The 26,731-nt window shown below is 57.1% G+C and carries 22 protein-coding genes and 1 pseudogene; 13 read left to right on the top strand and 10 right to left on the bottom strand.

Annotation, left to right across the window (positions count from 1 at the left end; genetic code table 11):
* Positions 1-299: 299 nt before the first annotated feature.
* A pseudogene (gene polA / locus MUN82_RS16195) lies at positions 300-3,159 on the bottom strand (DNA polymerase I).
* An 88-nt stretch (positions 3,160-3,247) separates the two neighbouring features.
* Here polA and MUN82_RS16190 point away from each other — a divergent pair.
* Positions 3,248-3,826 carry a 3'-5' exonuclease gene (locus tag MUN82_RS16190; RefSeq protein WP_245092119.1) on the top strand — a complete coding sequence of 193 codons (579 nt, stop codon included), beginning with the start codon at positions 3,248-3,250 and terminating at the stop codon, positions 3,824-3,826.
* Between the two features lie 105 nt (positions 3,827-3,931).
* Here MUN82_RS16190 and MUN82_RS16185 read toward each other — a convergent pair whose 3' ends face one another.
* From MUN82_RS16185 to MUN82_RS16175, 3 genes are all read right to left on the bottom strand, one after another.
* Positions 3,932-4,750, bottom strand: coding sequence for a TPM domain-containing protein (locus MUN82_RS16185; RefSeq protein WP_245092117.1), 819 nt, complete (start codon positions 4,748-4,750; stop codon positions 3,932-3,934).
* Positions 4,747-5,205, bottom strand: coding sequence for a TPM domain-containing protein (locus MUN82_RS16180; protein ID WP_245092115.1), 459 nt, complete (start codon positions 5,203-5,205; stop codon positions 4,747-4,749). The genes MUN82_RS16185 and MUN82_RS16180 overlap by 4 nt, the downstream gene beginning before the upstream one ends.
* Positions 5,206-5,292: 87 nt before the next feature.
* Complete coding sequence (locus MUN82_RS16175) at positions 5,293-5,871, bottom strand: LemA family protein (RefSeq protein ID WP_245092113.1); 579 nt, start codon at positions 5,869-5,871, stop codon at positions 5,293-5,295.
* Between the two features lie 185 nt (positions 5,872-6,056).
* Between MUN82_RS16175 and MUN82_RS16170 the strand changes: the two genes are divergently transcribed.
* From MUN82_RS16170 to MUN82_RS16115, 12 genes are all read left to right on the top strand, one after another.
* Positions 6,057-7,058, top strand: coding sequence for a sugar phosphate nucleotidyltransferase (locus MUN82_RS16170; protein WP_245092111.1), 1,002 nt, complete (start codon positions 6,057-6,059; stop codon positions 7,056-7,058).
* A gap of 44 nt (positions 7,059-7,102) precedes the next feature.
* Positions 7,103-7,744: a DUF4272 domain-containing protein gene (locus MUN82_RS16165; RefSeq protein WP_245092109.1), complete on the top strand. Its 642-nt coding sequence runs from the start codon at positions 7,103-7,105 to the stop codon at positions 7,742-7,744.
* A 105-nt stretch (positions 7,745-7,849) separates the two neighbouring features.
* The gene (locus MUN82_RS16160) at positions 7,850-9,214 is read left to right on the top strand and encodes a hypothetical protein (RefSeq protein WP_245092107.1); all 1,365 of its coding nucleotides are present in this window, start codon (positions 7,850-7,852) and stop codon (positions 9,212-9,214) included.
* Between the two features lie 102 nt (positions 9,215-9,316).
* On the top strand, positions 9,317-9,709 hold the full coding sequence (locus MUN82_RS16155; RefSeq protein ID WP_245092105.1) for a hypothetical protein: 393 nt from the start codon (positions 9,317-9,319) through the stop codon (positions 9,707-9,709).
* Positions 9,710-9,973: 264 nt separating this feature from the next.
* Entirely contained in the window at positions 9,974-11,419 is a 1,446-nt protein-coding gene (locus MUN82_RS16150; RefSeq protein ID WP_245092104.1) for an FtsZ/tubulin family protein, read from the top strand.
* 363 nt (positions 11,420-11,782) lie between these two features.
* The gene (locus tag MUN82_RS16145; RefSeq protein WP_245092103.1) at positions 11,783-15,253 is read left to right on the top strand and encodes a hypothetical protein; all 3,471 of its coding nucleotides are present in this window, start codon (positions 11,783-11,785) and stop codon (positions 15,251-15,253) included.
* An 83-nt stretch (positions 15,254-15,336) separates the two neighbouring features.
* Positions 15,337-16,905 (top strand): hypothetical protein, encoded by a 1,569-nt coding sequence (locus tag MUN82_RS16140; protein WP_245092102.1) that lies wholly within the window; start codon positions 15,337-15,339, stop codon positions 16,903-16,905.
* Between the two features lie 174 nt (positions 16,906-17,079).
* Positions 17,080-18,540 (top strand): hypothetical protein, encoded by a 1,461-nt coding sequence (locus MUN82_RS16135; RefSeq protein WP_245092101.1) that lies wholly within the window; start codon positions 17,080-17,082, stop codon positions 18,538-18,540.
* Positions 18,540-19,223: a hypothetical protein gene (locus MUN82_RS16130; RefSeq protein ID WP_245092100.1), complete on the top strand. Its 684-nt coding sequence runs from the start codon at positions 18,540-18,542 to the stop codon at positions 19,221-19,223. The genes MUN82_RS16135 and MUN82_RS16130 overlap by 1 nt, the downstream gene beginning before the upstream one ends.
* 103 nt (positions 19,224-19,326) lie before the next feature.
* Positions 19,327-21,516, top strand: coding sequence for a prolyl oligopeptidase family serine peptidase (locus tag MUN82_RS16125; protein ID WP_245092098.1), 2,190 nt, complete (start codon positions 19,327-19,329; stop codon positions 21,514-21,516).
* A gap of 232 nt (positions 21,517-21,748) precedes the next feature.
* A complete protein-coding gene (locus MUN82_RS16120) occupies positions 21,749-21,982 on the top strand; it encodes a hypothetical protein (RefSeq protein ID WP_245092096.1) in 234 nt (77 codons plus the stop codon).
* Between the two features lie 87 nt (positions 21,983-22,069).
* Positions 22,070-22,555, top strand: a complete 486-nt coding sequence (locus MUN82_RS16115; RefSeq protein WP_245092094.1) for a GNAT family N-acetyltransferase — start codon at positions 22,070-22,072, stop codon at positions 22,553-22,555.
* A gap of 221 nt (positions 22,556-22,776) precedes the next feature.
* On the opposite strand, the gene MUN82_RS16110 is transcribed toward MUN82_RS16115, so the two are convergent.
* The 6 genes from MUN82_RS16110 to MUN82_RS16085 all read right to left on the bottom strand — a co-directional run bounded on the left by MUN82_RS16110 (position 22,777) and on the right by MUN82_RS16085 (position 26,661).
* Entirely contained in the window at positions 22,777-23,079 is a 303-nt protein-coding gene (locus MUN82_RS16110) for a DUF4286 family protein (protein ID WP_245092092.1), read from the bottom strand.
* Positions 23,080-23,096: 17 nt separating this feature from the next.
* Positions 23,097-23,387 (bottom strand): YciI family protein, encoded by a 291-nt coding sequence (locus MUN82_RS16105; protein ID WP_245092090.1) that lies wholly within the window; start codon positions 23,385-23,387, stop codon positions 23,097-23,099.
* Between the two features lie 17 nt (positions 23,388-23,404).
* Positions 23,405-23,854: a DUF6526 family protein gene (locus tag MUN82_RS16100; RefSeq protein ID WP_245092088.1), complete on the bottom strand. Its 450-nt coding sequence runs from the start codon at positions 23,852-23,854 to the stop codon at positions 23,405-23,407.
* A gap of 101 nt (positions 23,855-23,955) precedes the next feature.
* Positions 23,956-24,321, bottom strand: a complete 366-nt coding sequence (locus MUN82_RS16095; protein WP_245092087.1) for a hypothetical protein — start codon at positions 24,319-24,321, stop codon at positions 23,956-23,958.
* A gap of 68 nt (positions 24,322-24,389) precedes the next feature.
* Positions 24,390-25,628 carry an MFS transporter gene (locus tag MUN82_RS16090; protein ID WP_245092086.1) on the bottom strand — a complete coding sequence of 413 codons (1,239 nt, stop codon included), beginning with the start codon at positions 25,626-25,628 and terminating at the stop codon, positions 24,390-24,392.
* A gap of 55 nt (positions 25,629-25,683) precedes the next feature.
* Positions 25,684-26,661: a cation diffusion facilitator family transporter gene (locus MUN82_RS16085; RefSeq protein WP_245092085.1), complete on the bottom strand. Its 978-nt coding sequence runs from the start codon at positions 26,659-26,661 to the stop codon at positions 25,684-25,686.
* Between the last annotated feature and the right edge of the window lie 70 nt (positions 26,662-26,731).

Below are 26,731 nucleotides of genomic sequence, written 5' to 3'. Positions count from 1 at the left end.
TACCGGGAAAAAAGAGTGTTTCTAATTGGGAATTTTATAGCCGGAGGGCTAGCATTTTTGTTAGCCGATCAACAGAACTGCGCAGCGAACGGCAAGCAAAAGCGTGAGAGCAGCATCTAATGCTACTTTGTGGAGGAGAAATATTTACAAAAAACAACAATATTATTCAATTTCGCAAAGAAATATAATCTTTTTGCGAAATTTAGATAGTATATACCGAATACATGGCATTATTTCGGCTTCTGCAAACGATTACGGAAGCTAAAACACTGCATTCTACTTTTGGTAAATAGGTGCTCTTAATGCGCCTGCAACCAGTTGCTGCCCGTGCCGGCTTCCACTTCTAATGGGACACCGTGGGGTAGTAGCAGGGCCGTAGCCATTAGTTCTTGAACCTTAGGGGTCACAACAGCCAATTCCTCTTTTGGTACATCGAACACTAGTTCGTCGTGTACTTGCAGGATCATGCGCGTACCGAGTTTCTGGTCCACCAGCCAGTGGTGAATGTCGATCATGGCCTTTTTGATGATGTCGGCCGCGGTGCCTTGGATGGGGGCGTTGATGGCGTTGCGCTCTGTGTAGCCGCGCAAAGTGGCGTTGCGCGAGTTGATGTCGCGCAGGTAGCGACGGCGACCCAGGAGAGTTTCGGCATATTCCAACTCGCGGGCCTTATTGATGCTGTCGTCCATGAACTGCTTCACGGCCGGGAATTCCTGAAAATAGGCATCAATGATATCGGTGGCTTCCTTGCGCGAAATGCTTAGGCGCTGGGCCAGGCCGAAGGCCGATATGCCGTAGATGATGCCGAAGTTGACAGTCTTGGCTTTGCGGCGCATCTCGCCGTCTACCTCGTTCAGCCCTACCCCAAACACTTTGCTGGCCGTGCTGGCATGGATATCCTGTCCCAGGCGGAAAGCCTCAATCATGGTCTTATCACCCGAAAAATCGGCCATGATGCGCAGCTCAATCTGCGAATAGTCAGCAGCGAGTAGCACATGGTTGGCGTCGCGGGGCACAAAGGCCTTTCGGATTTCCCTACCCTTCTCGGTACGGATAGGAATGTTCTGCAGGTTGGGGTTGGTACTGCTGAGGCGGCCGGTGGCTGTTACGGCCTGATTGAAGGAGGTGTGCACGCGCCCATCCAGCTCGCATACCAGCTGGGGTAGGGCCTCCACATAAGTGGAGCGCAGCTTGGTGAGCTGGCGGTGCTCCAGGATGAGGCCCGCAATAGGCGCTTCGGCAGCCAACTGGCTTAATATTTCCTCGCCGGTAGCGTATTGGCCGGTTTTAGTCTTCTTGATTTTGTTGCCGCCCAGGCCCATTCGGTCAAACAGCACCTCGCCCAACTGCTTGGGCGAGCCAATGTTGAACTCCTCACCGGCCGCCACAAAAATCTGCTGCTCCAGCTCCGTGATGTAGCCTTGCAGTTCAGCCGAGTACTCGCCCATGGCGTGTGAGTCAATTTTCACGCCTTCATACTCAATGGCAGCCAGCACCGGCACCAGCGGATTTTCCACCTCGTTCAGCAGGTTAAGCTGGTTGAGTGCCTGCAGCTTGGGCTCGAACACGTGCTTAAGCTGCAACGTCACGTCAGCGTCTTCGCAAGCGTAGTCCGACACCTCGGCGGGTGGCAGGTCGGCCATGGTCTTCTGGTTCCTACCCTTGGGACCGATCAGCTCCGTAATGCTAACTGGCGTGTAGTGCAGGTAGGTTTCGGCCAGCACATCCATGTTGTGGCGCATGTCGGGCTCCAGCAGGTAATGCGCCAGCATGGTATCAAACAGCTGCCCGCGAATCTCGACGCCGTAGTGCTTGAGGATGGTGAGGTCATACTTGATGTTCTGACCAATTTTCAGGATATGCTCGGCCTCGAAGAAGGGACAGAACTCGTCTACCAGCGCCTGCGCAGCCACAGCATCGGCGTGAGGCACCGGTACATAGTAGGCCTCGCCCGGCAGCCAGCAAAACGACAGCCCGACCAGCCGCGCCGTCATGGTATCGAGGCCAGTGGTTTCGGTATCAAAGCTGACTTCTTTCTGCTGTAGCAGGTGCTTGAGCAGCGACTTACGCGCTTCGGGCGTATCGATGAGGTGGTAGTGGTGAGGTACGTCGGCCAGGGTACGGCGCGGACTGGTGGGCTCTAGCTCGGCCAGCTCGGCGCTGCTGGCCGTAATGCCGGGCCCATCAAACAACGACTGCTGGGCAGCCGGTACGGCAGGACGGCGTGCACCGCGGCTGGGTGGCGGGGTAGAGGTGGCTGGGGTAGGGCCACTGAGTACGCGTGCCGACAGCTGCCGGAATTCCAGTTCATCAAACAAACGACGTAGCTCGTCTTCATCGGGCTTGTCCAGCACCAGCTTTTCGGCCTCAAACTCGATGGGTGCATTCACATGAATGGTGGCCAGCTCCTTGCTCATCAGGCCCTGCTCAGCAAAGTTGCGCACATTTTCCTGCTGCTTGCCCTTGAGCTTGTCCACGTTAGCAATCAGGTTTTCCACTGAGCCAAACTCCTGAATCAGCTTCTTAGCGGTTTTTTTCACCAATGCCCGGAATACCCGGAATATTGTCCGATGCGTCTCCCTGCAAGCCCAGAATGTCAATCACCTGCTCTACCCGCTCAATCTCGAAGCGCTGGAGCACATGGGCCACATCGAGCACCTCGGCGGCGTTGCCCATAAACGCGGGGCGGTAGATTTTCACGCAGTCCGTCACCAACTGGCAATAGTCCTTGTCGGGCGTCATCATATACACCTCGCCAAAGCCCTGAGCTTCAGCCCGCTGGGCTAGCGTGCCAATCACGTCGTCGGCCTCGTAGCCTTCCACCATCAGGATTGGAATGTGAAAGGCCTTGATAATCTGCTTGATATACGGAATAGCCAAGCCGATGTCTTCGGGCATGGCCTGGCGCTGCGCCTTATAGTCGGCAAACTGCTCGTGCCGGAAGGTCTTCTTGGCCGCGTCAAACGCCACGCCTATATGGGTAGGCCGCTCCTTTTGCAGCACCTCCACCAGCGTGTTGGTGAAGCCCAAGATGGCGCCCGTATTCAGACCTTTGGAGTTTACACGCGGGTTTTTGCTGAAGGCAAAATGGGCGCGGTAAATCAGGGCGAAGGCGTCGAGTAAGAAAAGCTTTTTGGCGGGGGCGGCGGTGTCGGTCATAGTAAAGCAAAGGTACGTAGGCAGGCGGAGTTAGGATGAAGGCACTGCGAAACCAACGCGCTGCCTACCCTACCCGTAAGCGCCTACCATGCGCTACGTCTCCCTCGACCTCGAAACCACCGGCGGCAACTTCGAACGGCACCAGATTCTGGAGCTGGCCGCCGTAGTAGAAGACACCAAACACCTGTTACCCCTGGCCGAACTGCCCAGCTTCCGGCGGGTGGTGCGCCACCCCGAGTATGTGGGCTCGGCCGGCGCGCTGGCCCTAAACGCCCGGCTGTTGGAAGAGCTAGCCCGCAAAGAGCCCAACCCCGAACTGTGCATGCCCGAGGAGCTACTGCCGCAACTGCGCGAGTTTCTGCTGGCGCAAGGCTTCAAAACCGACAAGAAAAACTGCGTCACCTTCACTATTGCCGGCAAAAACGTGGCGGTGTTCGACGTGCCGTTTCTGCGCCGCCTACCCGGCTACGGCACGCTGGTGCGCACGGAGCCCGCTACCCTCGACCCGGCCGCGTTTTACCTCAACTGGCACAAAGACACGCGCCTGCCTACTATGCAAATCTGCAAGGCCCGCGCAAAGTTTGAGGACGATACCGTAGCACACGAGGCGCTGGCAGACGCGCTGGATGTGGTGCGCCTGTTAAGGCCGTTTTATATGGTGAAATAGTGAGATGATGAAATGGTGAGTTTGACGTTCTGGCCGCACTTTCTTCACAGATTACGCCAGTAGCGCCAGCAGAACGTCAAACTCACCATCTCACTATTTCACTACTCACCAGTTGCCGCTGGCGCCGCCGCCGCCGGAGCTGCCACCGCCGAAACCGCCAAAGCCGCCGCCCCCGAAGCCACCACCGCCTCCGCCAAAAGTGCCGCGGCCGCCGGAGAAGTCGCCGAAGATGACGGGCGGGATGAACATGCCGCCGCTGCCGCGGTTGCGTCGGCCGCCCCTACCCCCGCCGCCACCGCGCCGGCTCAGGAACCAGAACAGCACTAGGGCCAGGATGATCAGCCAAAACGGAAAGCCCGAGCCCGACGAGTCGCGGTTGCGGCGCTGCTCTTTGGGGTCGGCTTTATACTCACCTTTGGCCAGAGCAATTAGCTCGTCGGTGGCGGTGTTGAGGCCCTCGTAGTAGCGCTCCTGCTTGAAGGCGGGCACAATGGTATTGCTGATGATGCGCTTGGCCAGGGCGTCGGGCACGGCGCCTTCCAGGCCATAGCCGGTCTGGATGCGGGCGCGACGCTCCTGGGCGGCCACCAGCACCAAAATACCATTGTCTTTGCCCTTGCGGCCAATGCCCCAGCTTTCGTAGAGCTGCTGGGCGTAATTGGCAATGTCGTCGCCGTCGAGGTTGGGCACCGTTACCACAGCAATCTGCGAGGAAGTGCTGTCGTCGTAGGCCACCAGCTTGCGTTCCAGGCTGGCTACCTCATCGGCGCTCATCATACCGGCCAAGTCATTTACCAGCCGCGGCGGATTGGGGCGCGGCGGAATGGTCTGAGCCGCGGCCGGCAGCCAGCTGCACAGTAGGAGCAGCAGCGCAACGGCGGCCGATACACGCGAAAGAAATAGCGTAGGGGTAGGATAGGTCATGCGTGCGGTGGCGAGGTAGAAGAACCATACGAGATGGAATCGTCCAGCTCGTTTTGGTCGGTGGCGGCGTCATACGGGAAATAGCGGTGCAGCTGCTCGCCTACCAGCTGAATACCGCGGGCCAGCCCCGCCGCCAAATGCTTGCCCCGAAACTGTTCCAGCACGGCCTCCTTGGTGGTTTCCCAAAAATCGTCGGGCACGGTGGCGTTAATGCCCGCGTCGCCGATAACGGCAAACTGCCGGGTTTTCCAGGCCAGATAAAACAGCACACCGTTGCGCTGAGCCGTTTTGTGCATGCCCAGTTCGGCAAACACCTGCGCGGCCCTATCAAGCGGCTCGGGGGTAGGGCAGGTGTCTTCTAGATGTACCCGGATTTCGCCCGAGGTGGTGCGCTCGGCCTGCTGAATGGCGGCAATCAGGCTGGCTTCCTGCTCCGCGGTGAGTGGGGTGGTCATGGCAGTGGTTTATGGGTATTGGTTTTTGGTTGTTGGCGTCGAAGCACATCGTCACCAAAAACCAATTCCAAAAAACTAAAAACCAATCTAAAATTGTACGGTAGGCGCTTTTTGCGAAGCAGCGTCAGCTTCGAAATACGGTTTTTCGCTGAACTTAAACAGCCCTGCAAACAGGTTCTGCGGGAAAGAGCGGATGTAGGTGTTATAGTCCTGGGTTACTGTATTAAACTTGTTGCGCTCCACATTGATGCGGTTTTCAGTACCCTCAATCTGCGCCTGCAATTCCTGAAAGTTGGCATTAGCTTTTAAATCGGGGTAGTTTTCTGATACTGCAAGCAGCCTACCTAACCCGGCACTTACTTGGCTCTGGGCTTCCTGGAATTGCTTCAGCTTCTCAGGTGTGAGATTATCAGCTGACACTTGCACGCTAGTAGCCTTGGCACGGGCGTTTACTACGTCGGTCAGAGTTGATTTTTCAAAGTTAGCAGCACCTTTTACGGTGTTTACCAGGTTAGGAATTAGGTCGGCGCGGCGTTGGTAGCTGTTCTGCACTTGCGCCCATTGTGTTTTCACAGCCTGGTCTTTCTCAACCATGCTATTGTAGCCGCACGACGACTGCGAGAGCAGCACCACCAGGCCGAAGAGGTAAATTAAAAGGCGTTTCATAGAGGGTAGGGGGTAAGATGAAAAAAAGGAGAGACAACTGAAACGTGAAACCTAGGGTAGGGGGCAGCGGTTTGCCTCACGAACCGTAAGTTGGTGCAACGTACGCATTCGGTTCTTAGCAGTTGCCGCGCTGTGCTACCATTCAGTTCGCTAATTTGCGAACTGCACGCTTTTTTCCCATCTACATGAAAGCCGTAATTCCTGTTGCTGGTATTGGTTCGCGCCTTCGTCCGCACACGCACACGCAGCCTAAGTCGCTGGTGCCGGTGGCCGGTACGCCCATTTTAGGGCATATTATTGACCGGGTAGTGGCCGCGGGCGTCGAAGAGTTTGTGTTTGTAATTGGCTACTTGGGCGAGAAAATCAAGCACTATGTGCGCCGCTACCACCCCGAGTTGCGCGCCGAGTTTGTGGTGCAAGACCCCCGCGAGGGCATTGCCCACGCTCTGTGGCTGGCCCGCGAGCAGTTCCGCCACGACACTGACGGCGTGCTGATCCTGCTCGGCGACACCATTGTAGACGTCGACCTGAAAGCCATTCTGCAAGACCCTGGCTCGGTGCTGGCCGTGCAGGAGGTGAAAACGCCCTCTATGTTTGGTCTGGTGGAAACCGGTCCTGGCGGCCGCGTGCTGAAGGTGGTAGAAAAGCCCCGTATCCCCAAGTCGAACTACGCCATGGTAGGGCTCTATAAGCTGGCCCATCCCGAGGTGCTGGCCGTGGCCCTGGAGCGCCTGATCGACGAAAACCTGCGTACTTACGACGAGTTTCAGCTCACGGATGCGCTGATGCTGATGATTCAGCAGGGCGAGGAGATGACGACTGCTACGGTAGACAGCTGGTTTGACTGCGGCCGCAAAGACACCCTGCTCGAAGCCAACGCCCGTCTGCTGCGTCGTCCCGATGCCATGCGCCGCCGCGAGTACCCCGAGTTTGCCAATACCATCATCATCCCGCCCGTTAGCATCGGTAAGGACTGTCAGATTTCCAATTCCATCATTGGCCCCAACGTGGCCATCGGCGACAAAACCATCATTCAGCACACCGTCCTCAGCGACTCCATTATTGGGTCATACAGCGAGCTACGCCAAGCCGTCATGCACGACTGCATCGTGGGCAGCGACTCGTCGTTTCGGGGCGTGAACCATAGTTTGAACATTGGGGACAATACGGAGATTGACTACAGTTAGCCCAGCCATTACGTAAGCTAAAGGCACACTCTCTTCTATTTCTTATGCAAGAAGAATTTCAGGAGCAAACCAAATTGCTTTCAGAAGCACAGGTAATAGCCTTAGGCGGGCGCATCAACGATTGGCTACCATACCTAGACCAGCCAGCGCTGCGCGACATAGAGGAGGTGAAAGGCCGCATGAGTGTGCTGAATGCACTCATTAACATCTCCTTTGAAGCACCTATCGCCGTTATTCGGGAGTGGATACAAAGGCACGGGTTGGAAGTATTCCTTTCGGCTGAGGAAGAAGAACTGTTAACAAAAGATAACGACGATCTGGCCCAGCAAGAACTCATCAATCTACGCTGGAGCCTGGAAAGTCTGTGGGCCATGATGTGGGCCACTGGGATGATTGACGACCTTTCGCCAACCGAGTGGGTAGGCGACCATATGGCCTCCTTGCTGCCGAACTTGGAACAGGGAGAGGATAACCAAAAGCTGGCGCAACTGCAATCATTACGGCCCCCAGAGAAACTCTACCAGATGCTGGATTTTCATTACCGCTTGCATTGGTACTGCGTGGACGAGCGGCTGCACGGCCGCGAGGCAGTGGTGCAGGAAGGTATCGTATACGAACGGCGTAAAGCCCTTGAATGGATATTCAACCGGGCAGCCGACTGGGATGATGTAGAAATGAGCACGTAGGCACTGTAAAATTTTCTGCCCTGCACATCGTTCCTACACAACCTGCTGCTAGCTGTGGCAGTACGCAAGGTTGCGGCTTCGGCCGACAGTCTTTACCTTGGTTCGATGCACCTACCTCTCCCTCCCCGCTTACTCCCAGCGCTGCTAGGCGCCACGCTGCTGCTCGCCGGCTGTTACTCTCGCGAGGACATGAAAAGCGACAGTAGCGCCAAAGTCCCGGTCACTGCTGAAAAGCCGGCTACTTCCGAAGCACCAGCCGCCGCCGAATCGTCTGCTCCGGCCCCTACCCAGCCGCTGGCGCAGGCCAACGTGTTTCTGGAAGTATCAGGCTCGATGGAAGGCTTTATGCCCAAAACCGGCGCCGATGCGCAGAATACACAGTTTCAGCAGCACGTAGCACAGTTCCTGTCCGACTTGAACCGCAGCTCGGCGGTGCGGCAAAAAAACTTCTACCGCATCAAGGAGAAGCCCTACCGCGACTCCTACCAGCAACTGTCCCAGACCGTGCGCGGCGGTATCCGGGAGGCGGCCAGCAGCACGAGCATCCCGGCCATTCTGGATACATTGGTGAGTCACTACTACCAGCCGGGCGCCGTAAGCGTGCTGATTTCGGACTTCATCTACGCTCCGCCCCGCACCGGCGACCAAGCCTATGTCAAAACCGACATCACCGATGCCCTGAACAGTACCGGCCACCCTGACTTAGCTGTGTCGGTCTACGGTTTCACCTCTGATTTTAAAGGGGCATTCTACCCCGCGCTGAAAACCGGTGCCAAGCGCATCAATAATTGCTGCGACACACCGATTCCCTACTATATCTGGATAGTCGGCCCGGCCGATGCTGTGCGGCAGTTTGACGCGACGCTGCTCACGAAGCAACCGGGGCAGCAGGCGCATTTCGGGGTGAATTATCCTACCCCCGCTTCATCCCTGCTCAGCCGCTTCCAGAACAAAGGGGCGTGGTACTACGGTGATGCTGGCGCCAGCAAGCGCGCGGCTGGCGCTAGCTACCACACGGTAGCGGTGCAGGAAGCCTCGGCAGCGCAGCCGGTGGAGTTTGTGGTAGGCCTGGATCTAAACACCCTACCTGCCGCCTACCGCGACGTGGCCTACCTCAAGCAAAACCTGCAACTCGTTGGGCAAGATACGGATGCGAAAGTGGCCGACGTATTTGCCGCCAATGCACAAACCCAAGGCAGCAGCGGCCCCGAAAACCAGTATTCACACTTCGTAAAGGTGCGCCTCACGCGGCAACCCCGCGCCGCCCGCCCATTGCAGCTCTTGCTTAACCACCGCCGCCCGGCCTGGGTAGGGCAGTGGACCACCCCAAACGACAGTAACATCAACCAAGTAGGCGCCAAAACCTTTGCCCTCAGCAGCCTCCTCGACGGCGTGGCCGCCGTAACGAGCGACGAGCAAGCCGAAGCGCCCGTATTCACGATTCCGTTTACCTTACAACCCGGCGAGTAGGGCTCCGTACCGCGAAGCTCGGGCTTCGCGCGGCGTTACTGACTGCTGTGCCGCTTTTACCCTTATCATTCAACGAAACACAAATAGGCTTCGCGCTACTCTATGAAAAGCCTCTTCCGCTTCCTCTACGAACTCATCGGCACACCGCAGCCGCCCTCGGAAATTCCCGTTTACCGTGACGTGATTTTCCCCAACATTGGTCTTATTAACATAGGCGTATCGCTGGCGCTGGTGCTGATTTTCTACTACCTCATCAACCGCGCGATGGGCGTGGCCACGTTCAATAAAACCGGTAACTGGGTGCTGTTCCTGGTTCTGAATGCGCTGATTGCTTTCGGGGTAGTCATCTGGCAGACCAATGCGCAGGCGGTGGCGTCGCACTCCTATATCTATTGGCTGGCCACGTTCAACGCGTTCTACGGGCTGCTGTGGTTTTTCCTGTTCTCTGTTATTCTGAAAGGTGGCTCGCGCAATGCGAGTACAACGCCGTTTTAGATAGAAAACCAGCTTCCCTCTTTTGAGGAGGGGTTAGGGGTTGTTGCTCCTGTCATCCTGAGCTGAGCAAAGGACCTTATCAAGGAAGAACGATTGCCGTTCGACTGTTGACCTAACGTGATAAGGTCCTTCGCTGCGCTCAGGATGACAGGGGAAACAAGTAAACAACATCAGCAACGGCGCCAACCACCCCAGTTGCCGCTAAAGCGGCAACGTCCCCTCCTTAACTAAGGAGGGGAGTTTCGTTCAACGACTTTCATGATTATGGCTAAACTCTTTTTATTTGGTATTGGCGGTACGGGCTCCCGCGTCATTCGCTCGCTCACGATGCTGCTGGCGGCGGGGGTAGAGCTACCCAATTGCGACCGGGTAGTGCCCATCATCATCGACCCCGACGCGCACAATGGCGATATGAACCGCACGGTGGCTTTGCTAAAAAGCTATCAGCAGATTTACAATAGTTTAGGTCAGCGTGATGAGGGATTTTTCCGCACCAACATTAGCACGCTCAGCAGCATTTCGCAGGATGTGAATGGGTCGGTGAAGGACACGTTTGTGTTTGATTTTGGTGGCATCAACCAGAGCTTCCGTCAGTATCTGCACTATGATCAGTTGTCCGTCGATTCGAAGGCGCTGGTGGAGCTGCTGTTTACGCAGGACAATCTGGAAAGCCCGCTGACGATTGGTTTCCGTGGCTCGCCTAACGTGGGCTCGGTAGTACTAAACAAAGTGGTAGAGTCGCCGGAAATCCGCTACTTCGCTGATAACTTTCAGGAGGGCGACCGGGTGTTTTTTGTGTCGAGCATCTTTGGCGGCACGGGCGCGGCGGGATTCCCACTGCTACTCAAGAATCTGAAAGACAACAACACGCGCCTGAGTAACGCCCGCTACCTGCGCGACGCGCCCACCGGCGCCGTGACGGTGATGCCCTACTTCGCCCTGCAATCGGAGGACAACGCCATCATAGAGTCCAACAACTTCCTGACGAAAACCAAGGCGGCGCTTAGCTACTACGAGCACAACCTGCAAGGCCTCGACGCCCTTTACTACCTCGCCGATACGCCCGATACGCCTTACGAAAACCAGCCCGGTGGCACCCAGCAGCGCAACAAAGCGCACCTCATTGAGTTGCTGGCGGCTCTGAGCATCGTGGACTTTATGCGCTACCCCACGGCTGAGCTGCGCTCCGGCCCGCATTTCCACGAGTATGGCTTGGAAAGCGACGCGCCGGAAATCCAGTTTGCGCACTTGCCTACCGAAACCCGCGAAATCGTGGCCGAGCGCCTCACGCAGTTGCTCTACTTCACGCGCTACCACAAGCAGCATCTGCCCACCGACAAGGCGCCCTACTTCGATACCCTGAACCTGGACTACGCCCTGCGTAACGAGCCCATCTTCAAGGAGCTGAACACCTTCCTCCACAGCCCCGAGTTTGGGGTAGATGAGTGGTTGAAAGAGCTGGCCCAAAACCGCCGCGCCTTCCGCCCCTTCGACCTCAGTACCGACGACTTCAACGCCATGATTCTCGGTAAACCAGTAGAGAAGAAGTGGAGTGAGTTCTTCAACAAAGGCCTTAGCCACAACTACTTCCTCAACAAACTCAACGACGCTTCCAAGAGCAACGCCGAGCCGGATAACTTCCGCAAACTGCTGGCGCTGTTTTATGATGTGACGGAGAAGGGGTTTGAGGAGAAGGTGAAAGTAGTGTAAGTCAGAATGAGACTCCCCTCCTTAGCTAAGGAGGGGACGTTCAGCCGAAAGGCTGAACTGGGGTGGTTGGTGTCGTTGCTGATGTTGTTTACTTGTTTCCCCTGTCATCCTGAGCACAGCGAAGAACCTTATCAAGTAAGAACGATTGTCGTTCGGTAGTAATCTAGACATGATAAGGTCCTTCGCAAGCTTAGGATGACGGAGAAAGCAACGACTGTAACCACCCCTAGCCCCTCCTTAACTAAGGAGGGGAACTAGCTTCTAGTTTTCTAGATACTAATCGTAGTTTCTAGTAAGTATTAATTCTAGCTAAACCCACGTATGTCTGGCTTCTTTTGAAAAGCTAGATAGTGGGGTCCTACTATGCCCAAAGTCCTTCGCCTGCACAACAACGGCTCCCAGCAAATCCAAGGCTGGCAGAAAACCGCGCCCATCACCAGCACCGAAATCAATACCGTGACGGACCCGACGGGGAGCAAAGCCCGCAACGTGGCCGTGTCCATCCCGACGCCATTTGCGCGGATGCACCTGTTTGAGGCCGCGTTTGATTTCGTGGCCCGGGAGGGGCAGCGCAACCCCAAATCGGTGTACCACGAGCTGGTGACGCACTTCTGGGACCTGTTTGAGCTGCTCTACAACTACCACCTCTACACCCAGGCCGGGCGCAAAATCACGCTGCGACGCTGGAACGCGGCGGCCGAAGTGCAGCGCATGCGCGTCGACGAAGGTACGCGCCTACTCGGCGAAACCTTGCAGCTGTTCCTGCAAGACGAGCGGTTCCGCGACTTTTCGGACATGTATTTGGTGTTCTACGAGTCGCCAGAGCTGCCAGGCGGACCGCGCCTACTGGGTGGTACCTCGCCGCTGACGCTGTTCTTCACCGCGCCCGGCACGCAGCCGTTGGAGCTGGAACGCGCCCAGGCCCGCGGCCACTACTTCGACCACAACATTGTGCTGCTGCCCGACCGCTCGCCGCAGTTTCAGGAGTTTGTGTACGAGCTGTTTCTAGCCTACCCGCAACTGCAGCGGCGCGACTTTGCCGGCGCAGTGTACGCTGCTCTGGACCGTGGGCGCATCAACCAGATGCAGATGCAGGGCGAGCATACGGCACAGCAGTTTGCCGCTAAGTATCCGTCGTTAGCGGATATTCAGGGAAATCCGGCGGGGGTGAAGAACGTGCCGCTACCCGGCCGCGCCGACCAGTCGGCCGTGACGAGCTCTGACTTGTTTATTCAGCCGACGCGGGCAGCGGTGGGAAACGGCCCGCGCCCCTTGGTGCTGCGGCCCAATCTGACTATGCCCGGCGCCAACTACCTCAACGGCCAGCCCTGGGACGACCGCACCGTGGTGCCCTACCTCGACGAGCTAGCGCTGGAAAACCGCGTGCTACCCGGCAAAGGCTTCAAATATCCCTACCTCACGGTAGGCGACTTCCTAGAAGACGCCTTGGTGGAACTGCCCTACGAGCTGAATACCCAACGCTTCCATACTGGCAAAGTGTCGTTTCAGTACGGCGCCGATACGCAGGGTAGGGCACGGTTTCCGTACTTGCTGCCGCTCCGGCAAACGTTTTTCGAGTACTTCACTGAAAACGAGCTGGCCGAGCTGCTTACCTTCACCATCGATCTGAACCACGTGCGCGTGCAGCTGAGGATTCCGGTGCAGGCGGGACGCTTCATCACCTTCGAGCGCAGCTACTACCCCAATCCGCAGAACCCCAAGGATGCGCAGGGTAGGGAAATTTTAGAGAAGGGCCGCATCGTGAAAGCCAACATCGGGCTGGGCGTGTTCCCATTCTACAAGCACCGCTCGCAGCCCGAGTACAACGATTTTTACAAGGTGATGCTAGTAGATGCCGACAACTCGCCTACCATGGTGAGCCGTCGCTACGACTTGAAGTTCTTCGTGGACGGCGCGGGCATCAGCGAACAAGGCGCTTCGAAGCGCGCTACCCGCTTCGAGCGGACGCAGAAAAGCGTGTCTACAGCCGGCAGCACGTACTACGAAATTACCGGCACGCACTTCGACCTAGCCGAGCTGACTTGCCCACCGGCCGTGCTGAACGGCGAGCCGGCCCGTGGCCTTATCGTGCCGCGTTGGCGCGAGGTAGACCGTGGCACGCGCCGCTTCACCTTCGCTGTCGATTTTGGTACGAGCAACACGCACGTGGCCTACGCCGATGGACCGTCGGCGCATCCGCGGCCGTTTATCATCAGCGAACAGGATGTGCAGGTAGAGCTACTGAATGCTCCGCTGCCCGACACCGGCTACTCGGCCTATCAGCGCTACATGCGCGGCCCTGGCCAATTGTTCGATGTGCCGCTGATTCAGAACCGCGAGTTTGTGCCAAGCATCATCGGCGAGCAGCAGTCGGTGTATGAATTCCCGATTCGGACGGCCGTGTGCGAGACGAACACCTACGCCAACGAGCCGAGTAAAGTGCTGAGCAACATTAATATTGGTTTCAGCATCAACACCGAGACTGGTCAGCCGCCGCAGAACCGTTTTGTGACGAACTTGAAGTGGTCAGCGGAGTTGGACCCGCAGGGCGTATCACGCATTGCGGCGTTTTTCAAAGAGATTTTGCTCTTGATGCGCCACAAAGCAGCGCTGCACGGGGGTATTTTGGAAGATACGCGCGTGGTGTGGTTTGCACCGCTTAGCTTCGATGCCTTCCTGCGCAACCAGTTCCAGCAAGTGTGGGACGAGGCTTTTCAACAAGTTTTCCACAGTCGGCGCAATACGCAGTTCGTTTCCGAATCAGTAGCGCCTTACTACTACCTCACGGCTACCAACCAGGTAGTGCCCAACCGCGACGAGAACGTAGTGAACATTGACATTGGTGGCGGCACCACCGATTTGCTGGTGTTTGCCGACCAGCGCCCGGCGTTCAGCTCGTCGTTCCGCTTTGCCGGCGATGACCTGTGGGGCGACGGCTACGCCCGCGTGCAGGGTGCGCCCAAGCAAAACGGTCTGCTCCGCCTGGGTGTGCAGCACGTGGAAAGCCTACCCGACTCGGAGGAAAATCAGGAGTACAAAGGCTACCTGCGCGCCGCCCTGCAAAACCCCGATTTTGGCTCGGCCGACGTGACTAGCCTACTCTTCGCCTACGACGATAAGTTGCGCTTCTCGCAGAGCCTCGGTCTGGGCAAAGGACGGCAACTGCGGGTGCTGTTCTACCTGCACTACACGTCCATTATCTACCACGTGGCGCAGCTAACGCAGCAGCTCAACCTCAAAACGCCACGTTACATCTGCTTCTCCGGCAAGGGTAGCCTCTACCTGCGTCTGCTGGCTGGTGGCAGCAGCTTAGCAGCCATCGAAAAGATTACGAAAGCCGTATTCAAGGGCGTAACCGGTCAGGAACCGCCTCAAAATTTCCGCGTGATTCTGGCCGATAACCCCAAGGAAGCCACCACCAACGGTGGTGTGCTCTTCGAAGAAAGCAGCTCCAGCCGCGCCGATTTCGACGCGGTGCGCACCGTGAAACTCAACGGCGCCGACCAAGGTGCCGACATCGACGAACAACGCTTGAAGCTACCGCAGGTAGATGCCGACCTAAAGTCGAATGTGCTCGACAACGTGCGCAAATTCCTGAAGTTGGTATTGGAGGGCGACGAAGTTGCTCCGTTGATGCGCGAGGTAGGCGTGGATGTGGACCGCAAGCGAGTGGAAGATCTGCTCCTGCGCGAAATCGACGACAGCCTCAGCCTCGGCCTGCACCAGCTAGACCGCCAGTTGAGCCAAGATGAGACGCTGCCGGAAACGCTGTTTTTCTACCCCTTGAAGCAAGCGCTGTATAACTTGAGTCGGGAACTTCAGAACCCAAGCTAGAAGCTAGAGCTAAACCGGTTTCCCTCACCAAAGCAAGGAAACCAGTTTAGCTCTAGCTTTAATCTCTTTACCTCCTTTAGCCTATGACTTTCTCCCGCCGTATTGCTGTCCTACTCACTGGCCTATTTCTTTCTGCCGCTCTCACCCACGCCCAAACTCAACTCGGCCAACCTACCCTAGATGAACAGAAGGCGCAAATCTGGTGTGCAGCGATAAAATTTGTGTACGACGACACCGGCCGGCCTAACCTCAAGAGCAAGATGAACTGTGGCGGCTCGCTGAAGCAGCTGGAAAACAGCATCAAGGCCGACAGCCAGAAGGTGTATAGCTTACTCTACCAGCCGCTGGAGGGTAGGGGGACTATGTACAAAGGCCTGGGCTCGGACAAGTCACGCCTGCAAAAGCTGAGGGATGAAATCATCAACAAGCTGAAGGCTTCGCCGAGCCGGAAGGGTAGCCCGGCCCGCATGCAGGCCGTGGATGCCCTGGCCGCGTCGCTGACCAGCTACGTAGAAAACGGCACCCCGCCTGGCGATGTAAGCAGCCTCAACGCAGAAGCTACACCCGACACCAGCACCGACGAAGCCACTGCCGCTGCGCCTGCCGATGCTGGCCCCGAAGAGAATCCTAACTATGCCACGCCCGCTCCCACGGGCAATAAAGAAGGTGTTATGAGCAGCTTATTTGCGCCCATTGCGTTCATTGTGGCTCTGTTGAGCCTGGTACTGTTCTGGCTGTTGCGCAGCAGCATGCGCGACCTAAACGCCCGCATGGACCGACACCGCGACGAGTTGGAAAAGCTGAAATCAGCTGGGCAGAGTGTGTCTACGTCGTCCGGTGGTACGTTTTCTTCCAAGCGTCTCACGCCGGAGCTGCGCGCTGAAATAGAACGCATAGTGCAGCAACGCGTAGCGGAGGAGCTAGGGCAAGCTGGTCCCGAGAGTTCCGAAAGCCCCGAAAGTCCCAGGGTTGAAACCCTGGGCTATGCAGCGGTGCCTGAAAAAACGCCGCCACCAACTGAGCGGCCACCAGTCGCTGATAACCGTTTCGTAGCCCAGGGTTTCAACCCTGGGAAGCCTGCAACGCCTGCGCTTGCGCCACCTACACCAGCGCCTACCACTACCACAGAAGCCCCCGCGCCTGCTGCCTCATCGTTTGAAAACATAGCCTCCGCACCCTCGGCCTACTCGCCGCCCGCGGCCCCGCACCTGGAAACGCCAATTCCGGCTGGTCCGCCGTCGGCTGCGTCGCGTGATGAGTTTGATAGTCTAGTACCGCCGGTGCAGCTTCCCGCCCCGGAGTCGTATGCGTCGGTGGCGGCAGCGCCAGCTTCGGTGCGTTACGTCTACGCTAAAGTACCCGTAAATGGCACCTTCAATGAGTACGACTTACAGGAAGATCCGCAGCACGATAGCATCTACGAAATCACGCTCGATGCCAACAAACCGGACACGGCTACCTTCCAGGTAAACCCCGACCCCAGTGTGCACGCATATGCCATCCAGAGCGCCCAATACTCGTTGCGCGATGCCTGCCGCTATCCTCAGCCGGGTGGCCCCGTGTCGTACATTATCAACGACGAGCCGGGTACGCTGCGCAAACAAGGTGGCGCCTGGCAGATTGAGCAAAAGGCCGTTGTGCATTTCGAGTAAATAGGTTTGGCTGTCATCCTGAGCGCAACGCAGTGAAGCGAAGGACCTTCTTACGTTCGACAAGTTGTTTTTATAACGGTCGTTCAACGTGAGAAGGTCCTTCGCTTCACTGCGTTGCGCTCAGGATGACAGATTGTTTATAGCTTTAGCTATTCGTTGCTTCTTCCTTTCTTCATGCTCGAAATTATCCTTGAAATAGCGGTGGTGTTGGTAGTAGTGGGTTTGCAAATCCGCACGTTTCTATCAACTAAAGCCCAAGCTACCCGGCTTGGGCAGCTCTACCCCGAGCGGCATACGTTGCGCCTGGAGCGCCGTCTGCTGCTTCCCGACGGCCGTGACCTGCCCGACTACGCTGCCGACGCACCCGACGGCGCCTACCCCGTCGACATGATCAAGGCGGACACGGCTTCACCGGAATTCACAGATATTCTGCGTGATACCAACGCCTACCTTTATCACAACAAAGGTGCTGCGGCTAACTTCGACATTCTCAAGGATATTGCCGCCCGTCAGGCCCAGGTGCTCGACAACGCTACCCAGGCTAACGTGGCTACCCCGCTCTACCTCGGTCTGCTGGGTACCTTTCTCGGCGTGATTCTCGGCCTGATAGGCATTGCCCGCAATGGCGTGTCAGACGATAACGCCCTGACGCCTTTCCTCACTGGCGTACTCATTGCCATGACGGGCTCTTTTGTGGGCTTGCTGCTCACGCTGCTCGGCAACCAGGTAGTGCGCCGCGCCCGGCAACTGCTCGATCAGAATCAGAACCAGTACTATACGTTCCTACAAGCCCGCCTACTCCCTATTCTGCATGATGATATGTCGAGTAGCTTGAGCACACTGAAAGGCGTGCTGGACGCTTTCAACCAAGATTTTGTAGGCAAGGTGACGCTGTTTGAGCCCATCATGGACAAGCTCACCAACAATATTCAGGTGCAGAGCCGCTTTCTGGAGGCGCTGGACAAGATTGGATACGACGAAATGGCGCGGGCCAATATTGCCGTGTTTGATAAAGTGCGCGAGTCGGCGGAGTTGTTTGGGCAGTTTACGGGCTACCAGCAGCAACTGAATAAGATGCTGGCCGACGGTGCCGCCACCGCCCAGCAAGTAAGCAGTATTCTAGATCGTCTCACGGGCTTTGAGCGCGGCATCAATAATGTGGGGCAGTACATTGGGCAGCAAAACAACGTGGTGCAGCATCAGCTAGAGTTCTTCAGCCGCCACCAGAAGGAAATGGACAACTTGGCTGCCCGAACCGAACAATACTTCGACGCGGCTACCCTGCGCCTCACCGACCTCATGCAGCAGCGCCTCGCCCAACACGAGCGCGACGCCCAGCAAGCCTACGAAAAATGGGGCGACTACTTCCGCCGCCTCAACCAAGACAACGTGTTCGAGCGCATCCTCAAGCAGCTCGACCCACTGAAAGACGTGCAAGCCAACCAGCAAGCCCTGTTCCGCGATGTGACGGCTACCCAACGCGAGCTACTGCGCAAAATAGAAATCGACTCGCAAGTAGACGCCAAGTTGCTTGCGGAGCTGTCAGCACTGAATACGGTATTGGTGAAGGCCACTTCTAAGAACCGTTGGCAGCGGTTTATGGATAAGCTATTTGGAGGCGTGCGGCCGGTGTAATGAATAATTCGTCAAACCGTCAACAATCTTCTGACTTCTTCTGGCCCAGTTACGTGGACCTGATGACGTCGTTGTTTGTGGTGATGCTAGTGCTGTTTGTGTACAGCTTCAAGCTATTCAAGGACCGTGAAGGGGAATTGAAGCAGGCTAACGGCGAGCTAAAAGCTAAAGCTGAAGAGTTAGAGGAGATCAACAAGATCAAGCAGTCGTTGCAGCAACTGGAGGGTAAGTATTTCAAGTACGACCCCGCCAATGAGCGCCACGAACTGCTGGTGCCAGTGCAGTTTAGAGCGGGACAGGATGTGATTGAGGAGCGCTATAAGCCGGCTTTGCTACAAGCGGGCCGCACGTTGCGCACGTTGCTTAAGAGCATCAAAACCGAACAACCTGTGCGCTACCTCGTGATTGTGGAAGGCATGGCCGCCCGCTACCCCCAAGGCGACCCACGCAACGCCCGTGAGGAGCAACTGACCTACCAGCTCAGCTACCGACGCGCCCTGAGCCTACTCAACTTCTGGAAGCAAAACGGCCTCGACTTCACCCAGGACCGCAGCATTGAACTGGTGATTGGTGGCAGCGGTTTCTATGGTACCGGTCGCTACGCTGGGCGCCGTGAGGGCGATAACAAACGCTTTTTGATTCAAGTGATTCCGAAGGTAGGGAGGATGCGAAGCAGCCGGTAGACGTTGGCTAGTGTATAAGATTTTGTGAATAGTGATTTCACTATAACAAGATTGAAATGCATTCGGTTGATGTATTCGTTGCCTTCTCCTCACGCGAGTCTTCATGAATAAATTTACCCTCTCGCTCAGTACATTGCTTGCTGTTGCCGCCTGTCGCTCATCGGAGCCGCAGGGAGGCTTTATGGCGGCTAGTCCGAAGGCCGCCAATGCGAAGACGGCGCCCCGTATTCCGGTGCAGTACCCCACGGCCCCGCAGGGCGAGCGGATAGACGACTACCACGGCACACCCGTGCCCGACCCCTACCGTTGGTTGGAAGACGCCGACGCACCCGAAACCAAGGAGTGGGTAGCAGCCGAAAACCAGGTGACGGCGGAGTATTTCAGCAAGATTCCATTTCGGGGTCAGATCCGAGAGCGGCTGACGGCTATGTGGAACTACGAGCGTCACGGTGTGCCGCAGCGGGAAGGCGACTACCTGTACTTCACCAAAAACGACGGCCTGCAAAACCAAGCTGTGCTGTATATGCAGCCCGTAAAGGGCGGCGAGGCCACAGTGCTGCTCGACCCCAACAAGCTCTCCGACGACGGTACCACGGCGCTGGCCGGCACCTACTTCTCGCCTGACCACCGTTACCTAGCCTACGCTACTTCCGGGGCAGGATCCGATTGGCACAAAATCCGTGTGGTTGACCTGAAAACGCGCAAAACGCTGCCCGACGAAATCAATTGGGTGAAGGTATCGGGGGCAGCCTGGGCCAAGGATGGGTTCTACTACAGCCGCTATGAGGCGCCGAAAGCCAACGGCAGCCGCTTGGCGGGTCAGAATCAGTTTCAGCAGGTATACTACCACAAGCTGGGCAGCAAGCAGAGCCAAGATAAGCTGATATATGAGGACCGCCGGATGCCGCTGGGCTTCCGCTACCTCACCACTACCGATGATGCGCGGTTTGCTGTGCTGCACCTCACCAACGGCAAGGCGCCCGGCAACCGCCTGCTGGTGCGCGACCTCACCGACTCTAAGCAAGCCACGAAGTTTACCTCCTTAGTTACCAGCTACTCCTACCACAACAACGTGGTAGGTACTAAGGGAGGCAAGCTATTGGTACGTACTAACTACAAGGCGCCGCGCTACCGCCTGGTACTGGTAGACCCCCGACGGCCGCAGGCTGCCAACTGGAAAGACGTACTGCCCGAAGCCGAGCAAAAGCTGGAAAGTGTGAGCCAAGCTGGCGGCCGGCTGATTGCTACCTACCTGAAAGATGCCAGCAGCGCCGTGAAGGTGTATGATGAGCAGGGCAAAGCCTTGCACGAGGTAGAACTGCCCGCATTGGGCACTGCCACCGGCTTCGAGGGGCACCGCACCGACAAAGAAGTGTACTACGCTTTCATGTCGTTTGCCTACCCTACTACCATCTACAAGTACGACTTGGCCTCCAATACCAGCACCGTATATCAGGCGCCAACTGCCAAGGTGAATCCGGCCGATTACGTGACCACGCAGGTGTTTTACGCCTCCAAGGATGGCACTAAGATTCCGATGTTTGTTGTACACAAAAAGGGGGTGAAGCTGAACGGTCAGGTGCCTACCTACCTCTATGGCTATGGCGGCTTCAACGTCTCCCTCACGCCCTCCTTCAACATGGCCCGGATGCTGTGGCTGGAAAACGGTGGTATTCTGGCTGTGGTGAACCTGCGCGGCGGGGGCGAGTACGGCGAGGAATGGCACCAGGCTGGCATGACTCCCCACAAGCAGAACGTGTTCGATGACTTTATTGCGGCGGCCGAATACCTAACTATTCAGGGCTATACCAACCCGGCGCACCTGGCCATTGCGGGCGGCTCCAATGGCGGCCTACTGGTAGGCGCCACTATGACCCAGCGCCCCGACGTAGCCCGTGTGGCCTTCCCGGCGGTAGGCGTGATGGATATGCTGCGCTACCAGAAATTCACCATCGGCTGGAACTGGATACCTGAGTATGGCACCTCCGACAACTACAACCAGTTCCAGAACCTATATAAATTCTCGCCTCTGCACAATCTGAAGGCCGGTACCAACTACCCCGCTACCCTCATTACCACCGCCGACCACGACGACCGGGTAGTGCCCGCGCACTCCTACAAGTTTGCCGCTGCATTGCAAGCCGCTGATGCCGGCTCCAATCCGCAGCTTATCCGGGTAGACACCAATGCTGGCCATGGCGCGGGCAAGAGCACTCAGCTTCAAATAGACGAATGGACCGACATTTGGACCTTTGCTTACCAAAACATGGGTGTAAATCCGTATGGGAAGTAAGATAGTGAGGGTGTGAAGTAAAAAACGTGTGCCATTCTGAGCTTGGAGGACCTTCTTACGTATGAACGATAAACGTCACAACGACTCGTTCAATTGGTATAAGGTCTTTCGTCGCCGCTCAATGCGCGGAATGCTCAGGATGACAGAACGTCAAACTCACTATTTCACTGTCTCACCATCTCACCGTATCTTGCGCCACCAAACGTCAATGCCTGTGTCATTTCGGTTTACTATGAAGAATACGCTCCTGATCGGTCTGCTGGCCGGTGCCTCGCTGCTGTCGATTGCCTCGTGCAGCAACCCCGATTATAAGAGAGAAGATAACGTGGCCGTAGAGCCCCTACCCCCGCTGCCACCCGAGCCCGATACTACGGGCGGCAAAAAAGCCCCCGAAAACCCCGCAACCCGCGAAATCAACGCGGCCAATGCGACGGAGGACATCAAGAAAATGCAGCCGCAGATGTAATTCGCGCCGCTTGGCCTGTGCCAACGCCCGGTTATGGCCTCTTGCCAGACCGGGCGTTGCCGTTTTCACCCTTCACCATTTTCTCCAATGTCTATTCCGTCCTCTATCACCATTCGGCGGGGCGTAGAAGCCGATTTACCGCAAGTGCTGGCCCTGATTCGGGAGCTAGCTGAATACGAGCGTGCCCCGCAGGAAGTCACCAATACGCTGGCCGATATGCAGCGCGACGGCTTCGGCCCGGAGCCGATTTTTAAATTTTTCGTGGCAGAAAACACCGCCCACGAGTTGCTCGGTATAGCGCTCTACTACACAGCCTACTCTACCTGGAAAGGCAAGATGCTATTCTTGGAAGACTTGGTAGTGACCGAAGCCGCCCGCGGTACGGGCCTAGGTAGGGCGCTGTTTGGCGCCGTAGTTGCCGAAGCTCGCGACACTGGCGCCCAACGCATGAAGTGGCAGGTCCTCAACTGGAACGAGCCCGCCATTGGCTTCTACCAAAAGCTAGGCGCCCACCTCGACCCCGAATGGTTCAACGGTAATCTATCAGCCGAGCAGCTACGGGAGTGGCAATAGTGGCTGAAAGTGAGTGAGTAGGGCATTGCAGAACCGCGTGTCATCCTGAGCATTCCGCGCATCAAACGGCAGCGAAGGACCTTCTCACGGTAGAACGACCGACGTACCAACGACTCGTTCTACCGTGAGAAGGTCCTTCGCTGCCGTTTGATGCGCGGAATGCTCAGGATGACACGCGGTTTTGCAATGCCCTATCAGTCACTCTCCCACTCAGTTACTCCTTAGTTAATGACCTCCAGCACTGTGCGGAAGGAGATGAACTGACCGGGGAAGCGGGTTTCCAGGGTAGCGTTGAGGCCAGGTGCAAAGGCTTCTTGGAAGGTCTCGAGTTGCTCTAAGTCGAGGGCGTAGTACTGGGCGGCGTAGGTATAGCCGTCGTTTTCTTCGTTGAGCAGGCGGCAGAGCTGGTGCTTCACAAAGAAGCCCGTGGCCATTACCTCTGGCATATGCACATCGCGGACGTACTCCATCCACTCCTCAGCTACTTCGGGGTCTACGCTGCTAGTTACGTTGTATAAAATCATTCGGGAAAAGTAAAAAGTTAATCCAGCCACGCCTCGTTGGCGCCGGGCGCCACGCGGGTAGGGGTAAATTCAATGATGTCGTAGCGTACGGCGTCGGCCTGCGTAAACGGGTCGGCAGCTACAATGGCTTCTATGGCTTCCCGACTGGCGGCGCGAGCGAGGAGTATGCCCCCCGTGCGTGGCACTTTGCGGCCCGAAAGCAAGAAAGTACCGTTTTGATAGTGCGTGTCTACCCACGTCATGTGCGGGGCCATCAGTGGCTCTATCTCCTCAAAAGGAACCAGATAGGTGAGAGAAAGTAAAAACATAGTGGCAAAGCTACCACTCAAATCCGCATGTGGTCGAAGTGAAAATCCTGAATGCGAGCTTGAATATCCTTGGGCGACAGTTTCTCCCGCACGGCAGCTTGCACCAGTCCCGGCAGCTCGGCGTCACCGGCAAAGCGCAAGCTCAGGATCTGGGGTAGGGTGAGTTGGCTTTCCAGCGGCCGCAGGCTCTGGCCCGTAGCCTCAAAATACTGCTGGCGCAGCTCCAGCCGGATAATTCGGTCCTGCAGCGTGATGGCATAGTGCTGGCGCAGCATCAGCAACACGCCCAGCCCTACCACCGCCAGCGCCGCCACCGTAAACCATAACCGCGAATCCTCCGAGTCGTTGCCGGCCACATCCACATAGCGCCGCACGCCATAGGCTGCCAGAATGAAAGCCGCCGGCAACAGCACAAAGTGATGCCAGGGATAATACATAACCGTGTTTTTAGTAGGAGAGGCAGCCATGGACGAAGGCAGGGGTAGGAGATAGATAGAAAATAAAAGAAAAAGCTCCGACCACTGGGCCGGAGCTTTCTTTACGGAGAAACGCGGGAAAAAGCCGCCTGCTACATAGAAGAGGCTTTCTTCTCGGCACGCGCCGCTTTTTTCTGCTCGCTTAGCGCCTGTTTTTCGGCGTGTGCCTGCTGACGGGCCATTTTCTCTTGTTGCTTAGCCTGCTTCGCAACCAACTGTTGTTCTTTCATCTGCGCTTTTTGCGCTTTCATGGCGTTTCGCTGATTTTGCATCTCGTGCTTGCTCTCACGCAACGCATCGCGGCTGGCCGCCGATTGTTGCTTTTGTTCGCGCAGCGCCGCTTTCGCATCAGTCGTACGTTGCTGCTGCGTTTGCACATCGGTGGTGGTTTGTGCCTGGGCTGGGGTAGCGAAAAACGCGGCGCCAGCTATTGCCAAAAGGCCAAATATCTTTTTCATTGTCAGAGGGATGATGATACCGCCTTATACGGCATTGGTCGTGCCCAGTTGAACGGCGCTCAATTTATTTATTCCACATAGTCCAAGTCTTTGCCGTAGCTCTCGGGTAGGGTAGCTGCCCCGAAAAACGCCAGCGACAACGTAACGGCGCCAATTATTAAAGCCGCGCCCACAATACCCAGGCTCGGCTGCAGTGCTAGAAACGCCGGGTTGATGAGCACGATGGCGCCGCGGGCAAAGTTGGGCGCCGTGGTAGCCACAGTGGAGCGCAGGTTGGTGCCAAACTGCTCGGCCGCCACCGTCACAAACAGCGCCCAAAATCCGCCCGCGAAGCCAATCAGAAAGCAGACCCCGTAGAAGAGGGTAGGCGAGGCCCCACGCAGGCCAAACAAATACACGCCCACCATCACGGCGCTGGCCGCAATGAAGGCTTGCAAGGTGCGGTTGCGACTCCGCAATAATTGGCTGAGGCCACCGCTGGTAAAGTCGCCCAGCGTGAGGCCGAAGTAGCACCAGAACACACCCAGACCGCCTGTAACGGGGCCTGTCAGCTTAAACTCTCGCCCAAACTCTGGGGCCAGCGTGATGAGGATGCCAATCAGAAACCAGAACGGCACGCCCAGAAACAGACAGCGCAAGTAGCGCCCGAAACGCTCCCCGTTGCTGAACAGGGCCAGGAAATTGCCGCGCTCTACGCCTTCGCGCTTGGCTTGCTCAAACATACCCGACTCAAACACGCCTACCCGCAGGGCCAGCAAGGCCAGCCCTAGCCCGCCACCAATAAAGTAGGCGTTGCGCCAGCCAAAAGCTGCGCCTATCCAATAGGCCACCATCGCGCCCGACACGCCTACCGAAGCCACTATCATAGTGCCGTAGCCGCGCTTTTCTTTGGGTAGGCTCTCGGTTACCAGCGTGATGCCGGCGCCCAGCTCTCCGGCCAGTCCTACCCCCGCAATCAGGCGCAGCCAAGCGTATTGGTCGATGGTCTGCACGAAGCCGTTGGCAATGTTGGCCAGGGAGTACATGAGGATGGAGCCAAACAACACCGACAGCCGCCCTCGTTTGTCGCCTAGCACGCCCCAGAGCACGCCGCCCAGCAGCATGCCGCCCATTTGCATACTCAGCAGATACTGGCCCTGCTCCGTCACGGCGTTGGCCTCGGTGATGCCAATGCCATTCAAGCTTTGCACCCGAATTATGCTGAAGAGCACGAGGTCGTAGATATCCACGAAGTAGCCCAGTGAGGCCACGATAACAACGGCACTAAACAAAGAAGCCGTTTTGGGAGAGGGGGTAGGGGAGTGCATGGGTAGGAAAAGGTTGACCGCAACAATGTAAGCAGTTCCGCCTACCCGCCGCAACCTATCCTGCCGCCGCGACTGATTGCTGCGCCGCCTCGCAGCCGTGGCAGCTGTCCTCGTGCGGCACGGGCGTGGTGTCTTCCAGCTGCACCGTGATGTGGCCGATGTTGAAATGCTCCCACAGCTCCGTCTGTAAATAGCTTAGAAACTGATTGTCCTGGCCGGTAGCAGGGCGTACTAGGTGCGCCGTAAGGGCCGTTTCCTGAGTGCTGAGGGGCCACACGTGCAGGTCGTGCACCTGCGTCACGCCCGGCTGATCTAGTAAGAACTGCCGCACGGCGGGCAGCTCGATGCCATCGGGTACGGCTTGCAGGCTGAGCTGCACCGTTTCGCGCAGCAACCCCCACGAGCCGTAGGCGATGATGCCCAGAATCAGGAAGCTGATAACCGGGTCGAGCCAAAGCCAGTTGGTGAAGTACACTAGTGCCCCGCCTATTACTACTCCTACCGATACCAGGGCGTCGGTGAGCATGTGTAGGTAGGCGCCACGTATGTTCACGTCGCCCTTTTGCCCGCTGCTGAACAGCCAGGCCGTGAAGCCGTTTACGATGATGCCCGCACCGGCCATCAACATCACCAGCTTGCTATCTACTGGCTCGGGGTGGCGCAGGTGGTCGATGGTTTCCCACAGGATAAAGCCCAGCGCGGCATATAGCAGGGCAGCATTTACCAGCGCGGCTTGAATGGTAGCGCTCTTGTACCCATAGGTATAGCGTGCCGAGGCCTGCCGCTTGGCCAGCAGCGCCGCACCCCAAGCCAGCGCCAGACTGAGCACATCGGAGAGGTTGTGGCCAGCATCGGAAAGCAACGCCGCCGAGTTGCCCCAGAAGCCGCTAGCGGCCTCTGCCGCCACAAATACCAGGTTCAGCCCAATGCCCCACCCAAACGCTTTTCCAAAATTGCCATCGGCCGGAATGCCGTGGCTGTGGCCGCCGTGGCTATGGCTATGGTCGTGCGAATGGTCGTGGTGGTGTGCCATGCGGGAGGAGAAAAAACCGTCTGTCATCCTGAGCTTGCGAAGGACCTTCTCACGTGTGAACAAGACGGTG

Source organism: Hymenobacter aerilatus, from assembly GCF_022921095.1.
Lineage (GTDB): Bacteria > Bacteroidota > Bacteroidia > Cytophagales > Hymenobacteraceae > Hymenobacter > Hymenobacter aerilatus.
The sequence above is the reverse complement of the archived record's forward strand: the minus strand, read 5'-3'. Positions and strand labels throughout refer to the sequence as shown.

Coding starts and splice junctions, on each gene's coding strand:
- MUN82_RS16145 (WP_245092103.1), top strand. CDS start 11,783: ATGCCCAAAGTCCTTCGCCTGCACAACAACGGCTCCCAGCAAATCCAA.
- MUN82_RS16105 (WP_245092090.1), bottom strand. CDS start 23,387: ATGTTTTTACTTTCTCTCACCTATCTGGTTCCTTTTGAGGAGATAGAG.
- MUN82_RS16155 (WP_245092105.1), top strand. CDS start 9,317: ATGAAAAGCCTCTTCCGCTTCCTCTACGAACTCATCGGCACACCGCAG.
- MUN82_RS16170 (WP_245092111.1), top strand. CDS start 6,057: ATGAAAGCCGTAATTCCTGTTGCTGGTATTGGTTCGCGCCTTCGTCCG.
- MUN82_RS16090 (WP_245092086.1), bottom strand. CDS start 25,628: ATGCACTCCCCTACCCCCTCTCCCAAAACGGCTTCTTTGTTTAGTGCC.
- MUN82_RS16175 (WP_245092113.1), bottom strand. CDS start 5,871: ATGAAACGCCTTTTAATTTACCTCTTCGGCCTGGTGGTGCTGCTCTCG.
- MUN82_RS16140 (WP_245092102.1), top strand. CDS start 15,337: ATGACTTTCTCCCGCCGTATTGCTGTCCTACTCACTGGCCTATTTCTT.
- MUN82_RS16095 (WP_245092087.1), bottom strand. CDS start 24,321: ATGAAAAAGATATTTGGCCTTTTGGCAATAGCTGGCGCCGCGTTTTTC.
- MUN82_RS16085 (WP_245092085.1), bottom strand. CDS start 26,661: ATGGCACACCACCACGACCATTCGCACGACCATAGCCATAGCCACGGC.
- MUN82_RS16120 (WP_245092096.1), top strand. CDS start 21,749: ATGAAGAATACGCTCCTGATCGGTCTGCTGGCCGGTGCCTCGCTGCTG.
- MUN82_RS16125 (WP_245092098.1), top strand. CDS start 19,327: ATGAATAAATTTACCCTCTCGCTCAGTACATTGCTTGCTGTTGCCGCC.
- MUN82_RS16100 (WP_245092088.1), bottom strand. CDS start 23,854: ATGGCTGCCTCTCCTACTAAAAACACGGTTATGTATTATCCCTGGCAT.
- MUN82_RS16185 (WP_245092117.1), bottom strand. CDS start 4,750: ATGACCTATCCTACCCCTACGCTATTTCTTTCGCGTGTATCGGCCGCC.
- MUN82_RS16135 (WP_245092101.1), top strand. CDS start 17,080: ATGCTCGAAATTATCCTTGAAATAGCGGTGGTGTTGGTAGTAGTGGGT.
- MUN82_RS16180 (WP_245092115.1), bottom strand. CDS start 5,205: ATGACCACCCCACTCACCGCGGAGCAGGAAGCCAGCCTGATTGCCGCC.
- MUN82_RS16165 (WP_245092109.1), top strand. CDS start 7,103: ATGCAAGAAGAATTTCAGGAGCAAACCAAATTGCTTTCAGAAGCACAG.
- MUN82_RS16110 (WP_245092092.1), bottom strand. CDS start 23,079: ATGATTTTATACAACGTAACTAGCAGCGTAGACCCCGAAGTAGCTGAG.
- MUN82_RS16160 (WP_245092107.1), top strand. CDS start 7,850: ATGCACCTACCTCTCCCTCCCCGCTTACTCCCAGCGCTGCTAGGCGCC.
- MUN82_RS16190 (WP_245092119.1), top strand. CDS start 3,248: ATGCGCTACGTCTCCCTCGACCTCGAAACCACCGGCGGCAACTTCGAA.
- MUN82_RS16115 (WP_245092094.1), top strand. CDS start 22,070: ATGTCTATTCCGTCCTCTATCACCATTCGGCGGGGCGTAGAAGCCGAT.
- MUN82_RS16150 (WP_245092104.1), top strand. CDS start 9,974: ATGGCTAAACTCTTTTTATTTGGTATTGGCGGTACGGGCTCCCGCGTC.
- MUN82_RS16130 (WP_245092100.1), top strand. CDS start 18,540: ATGAATAATTCGTCAAACCGTCAACAATCTTCTGACTTCTTCTGGCCC.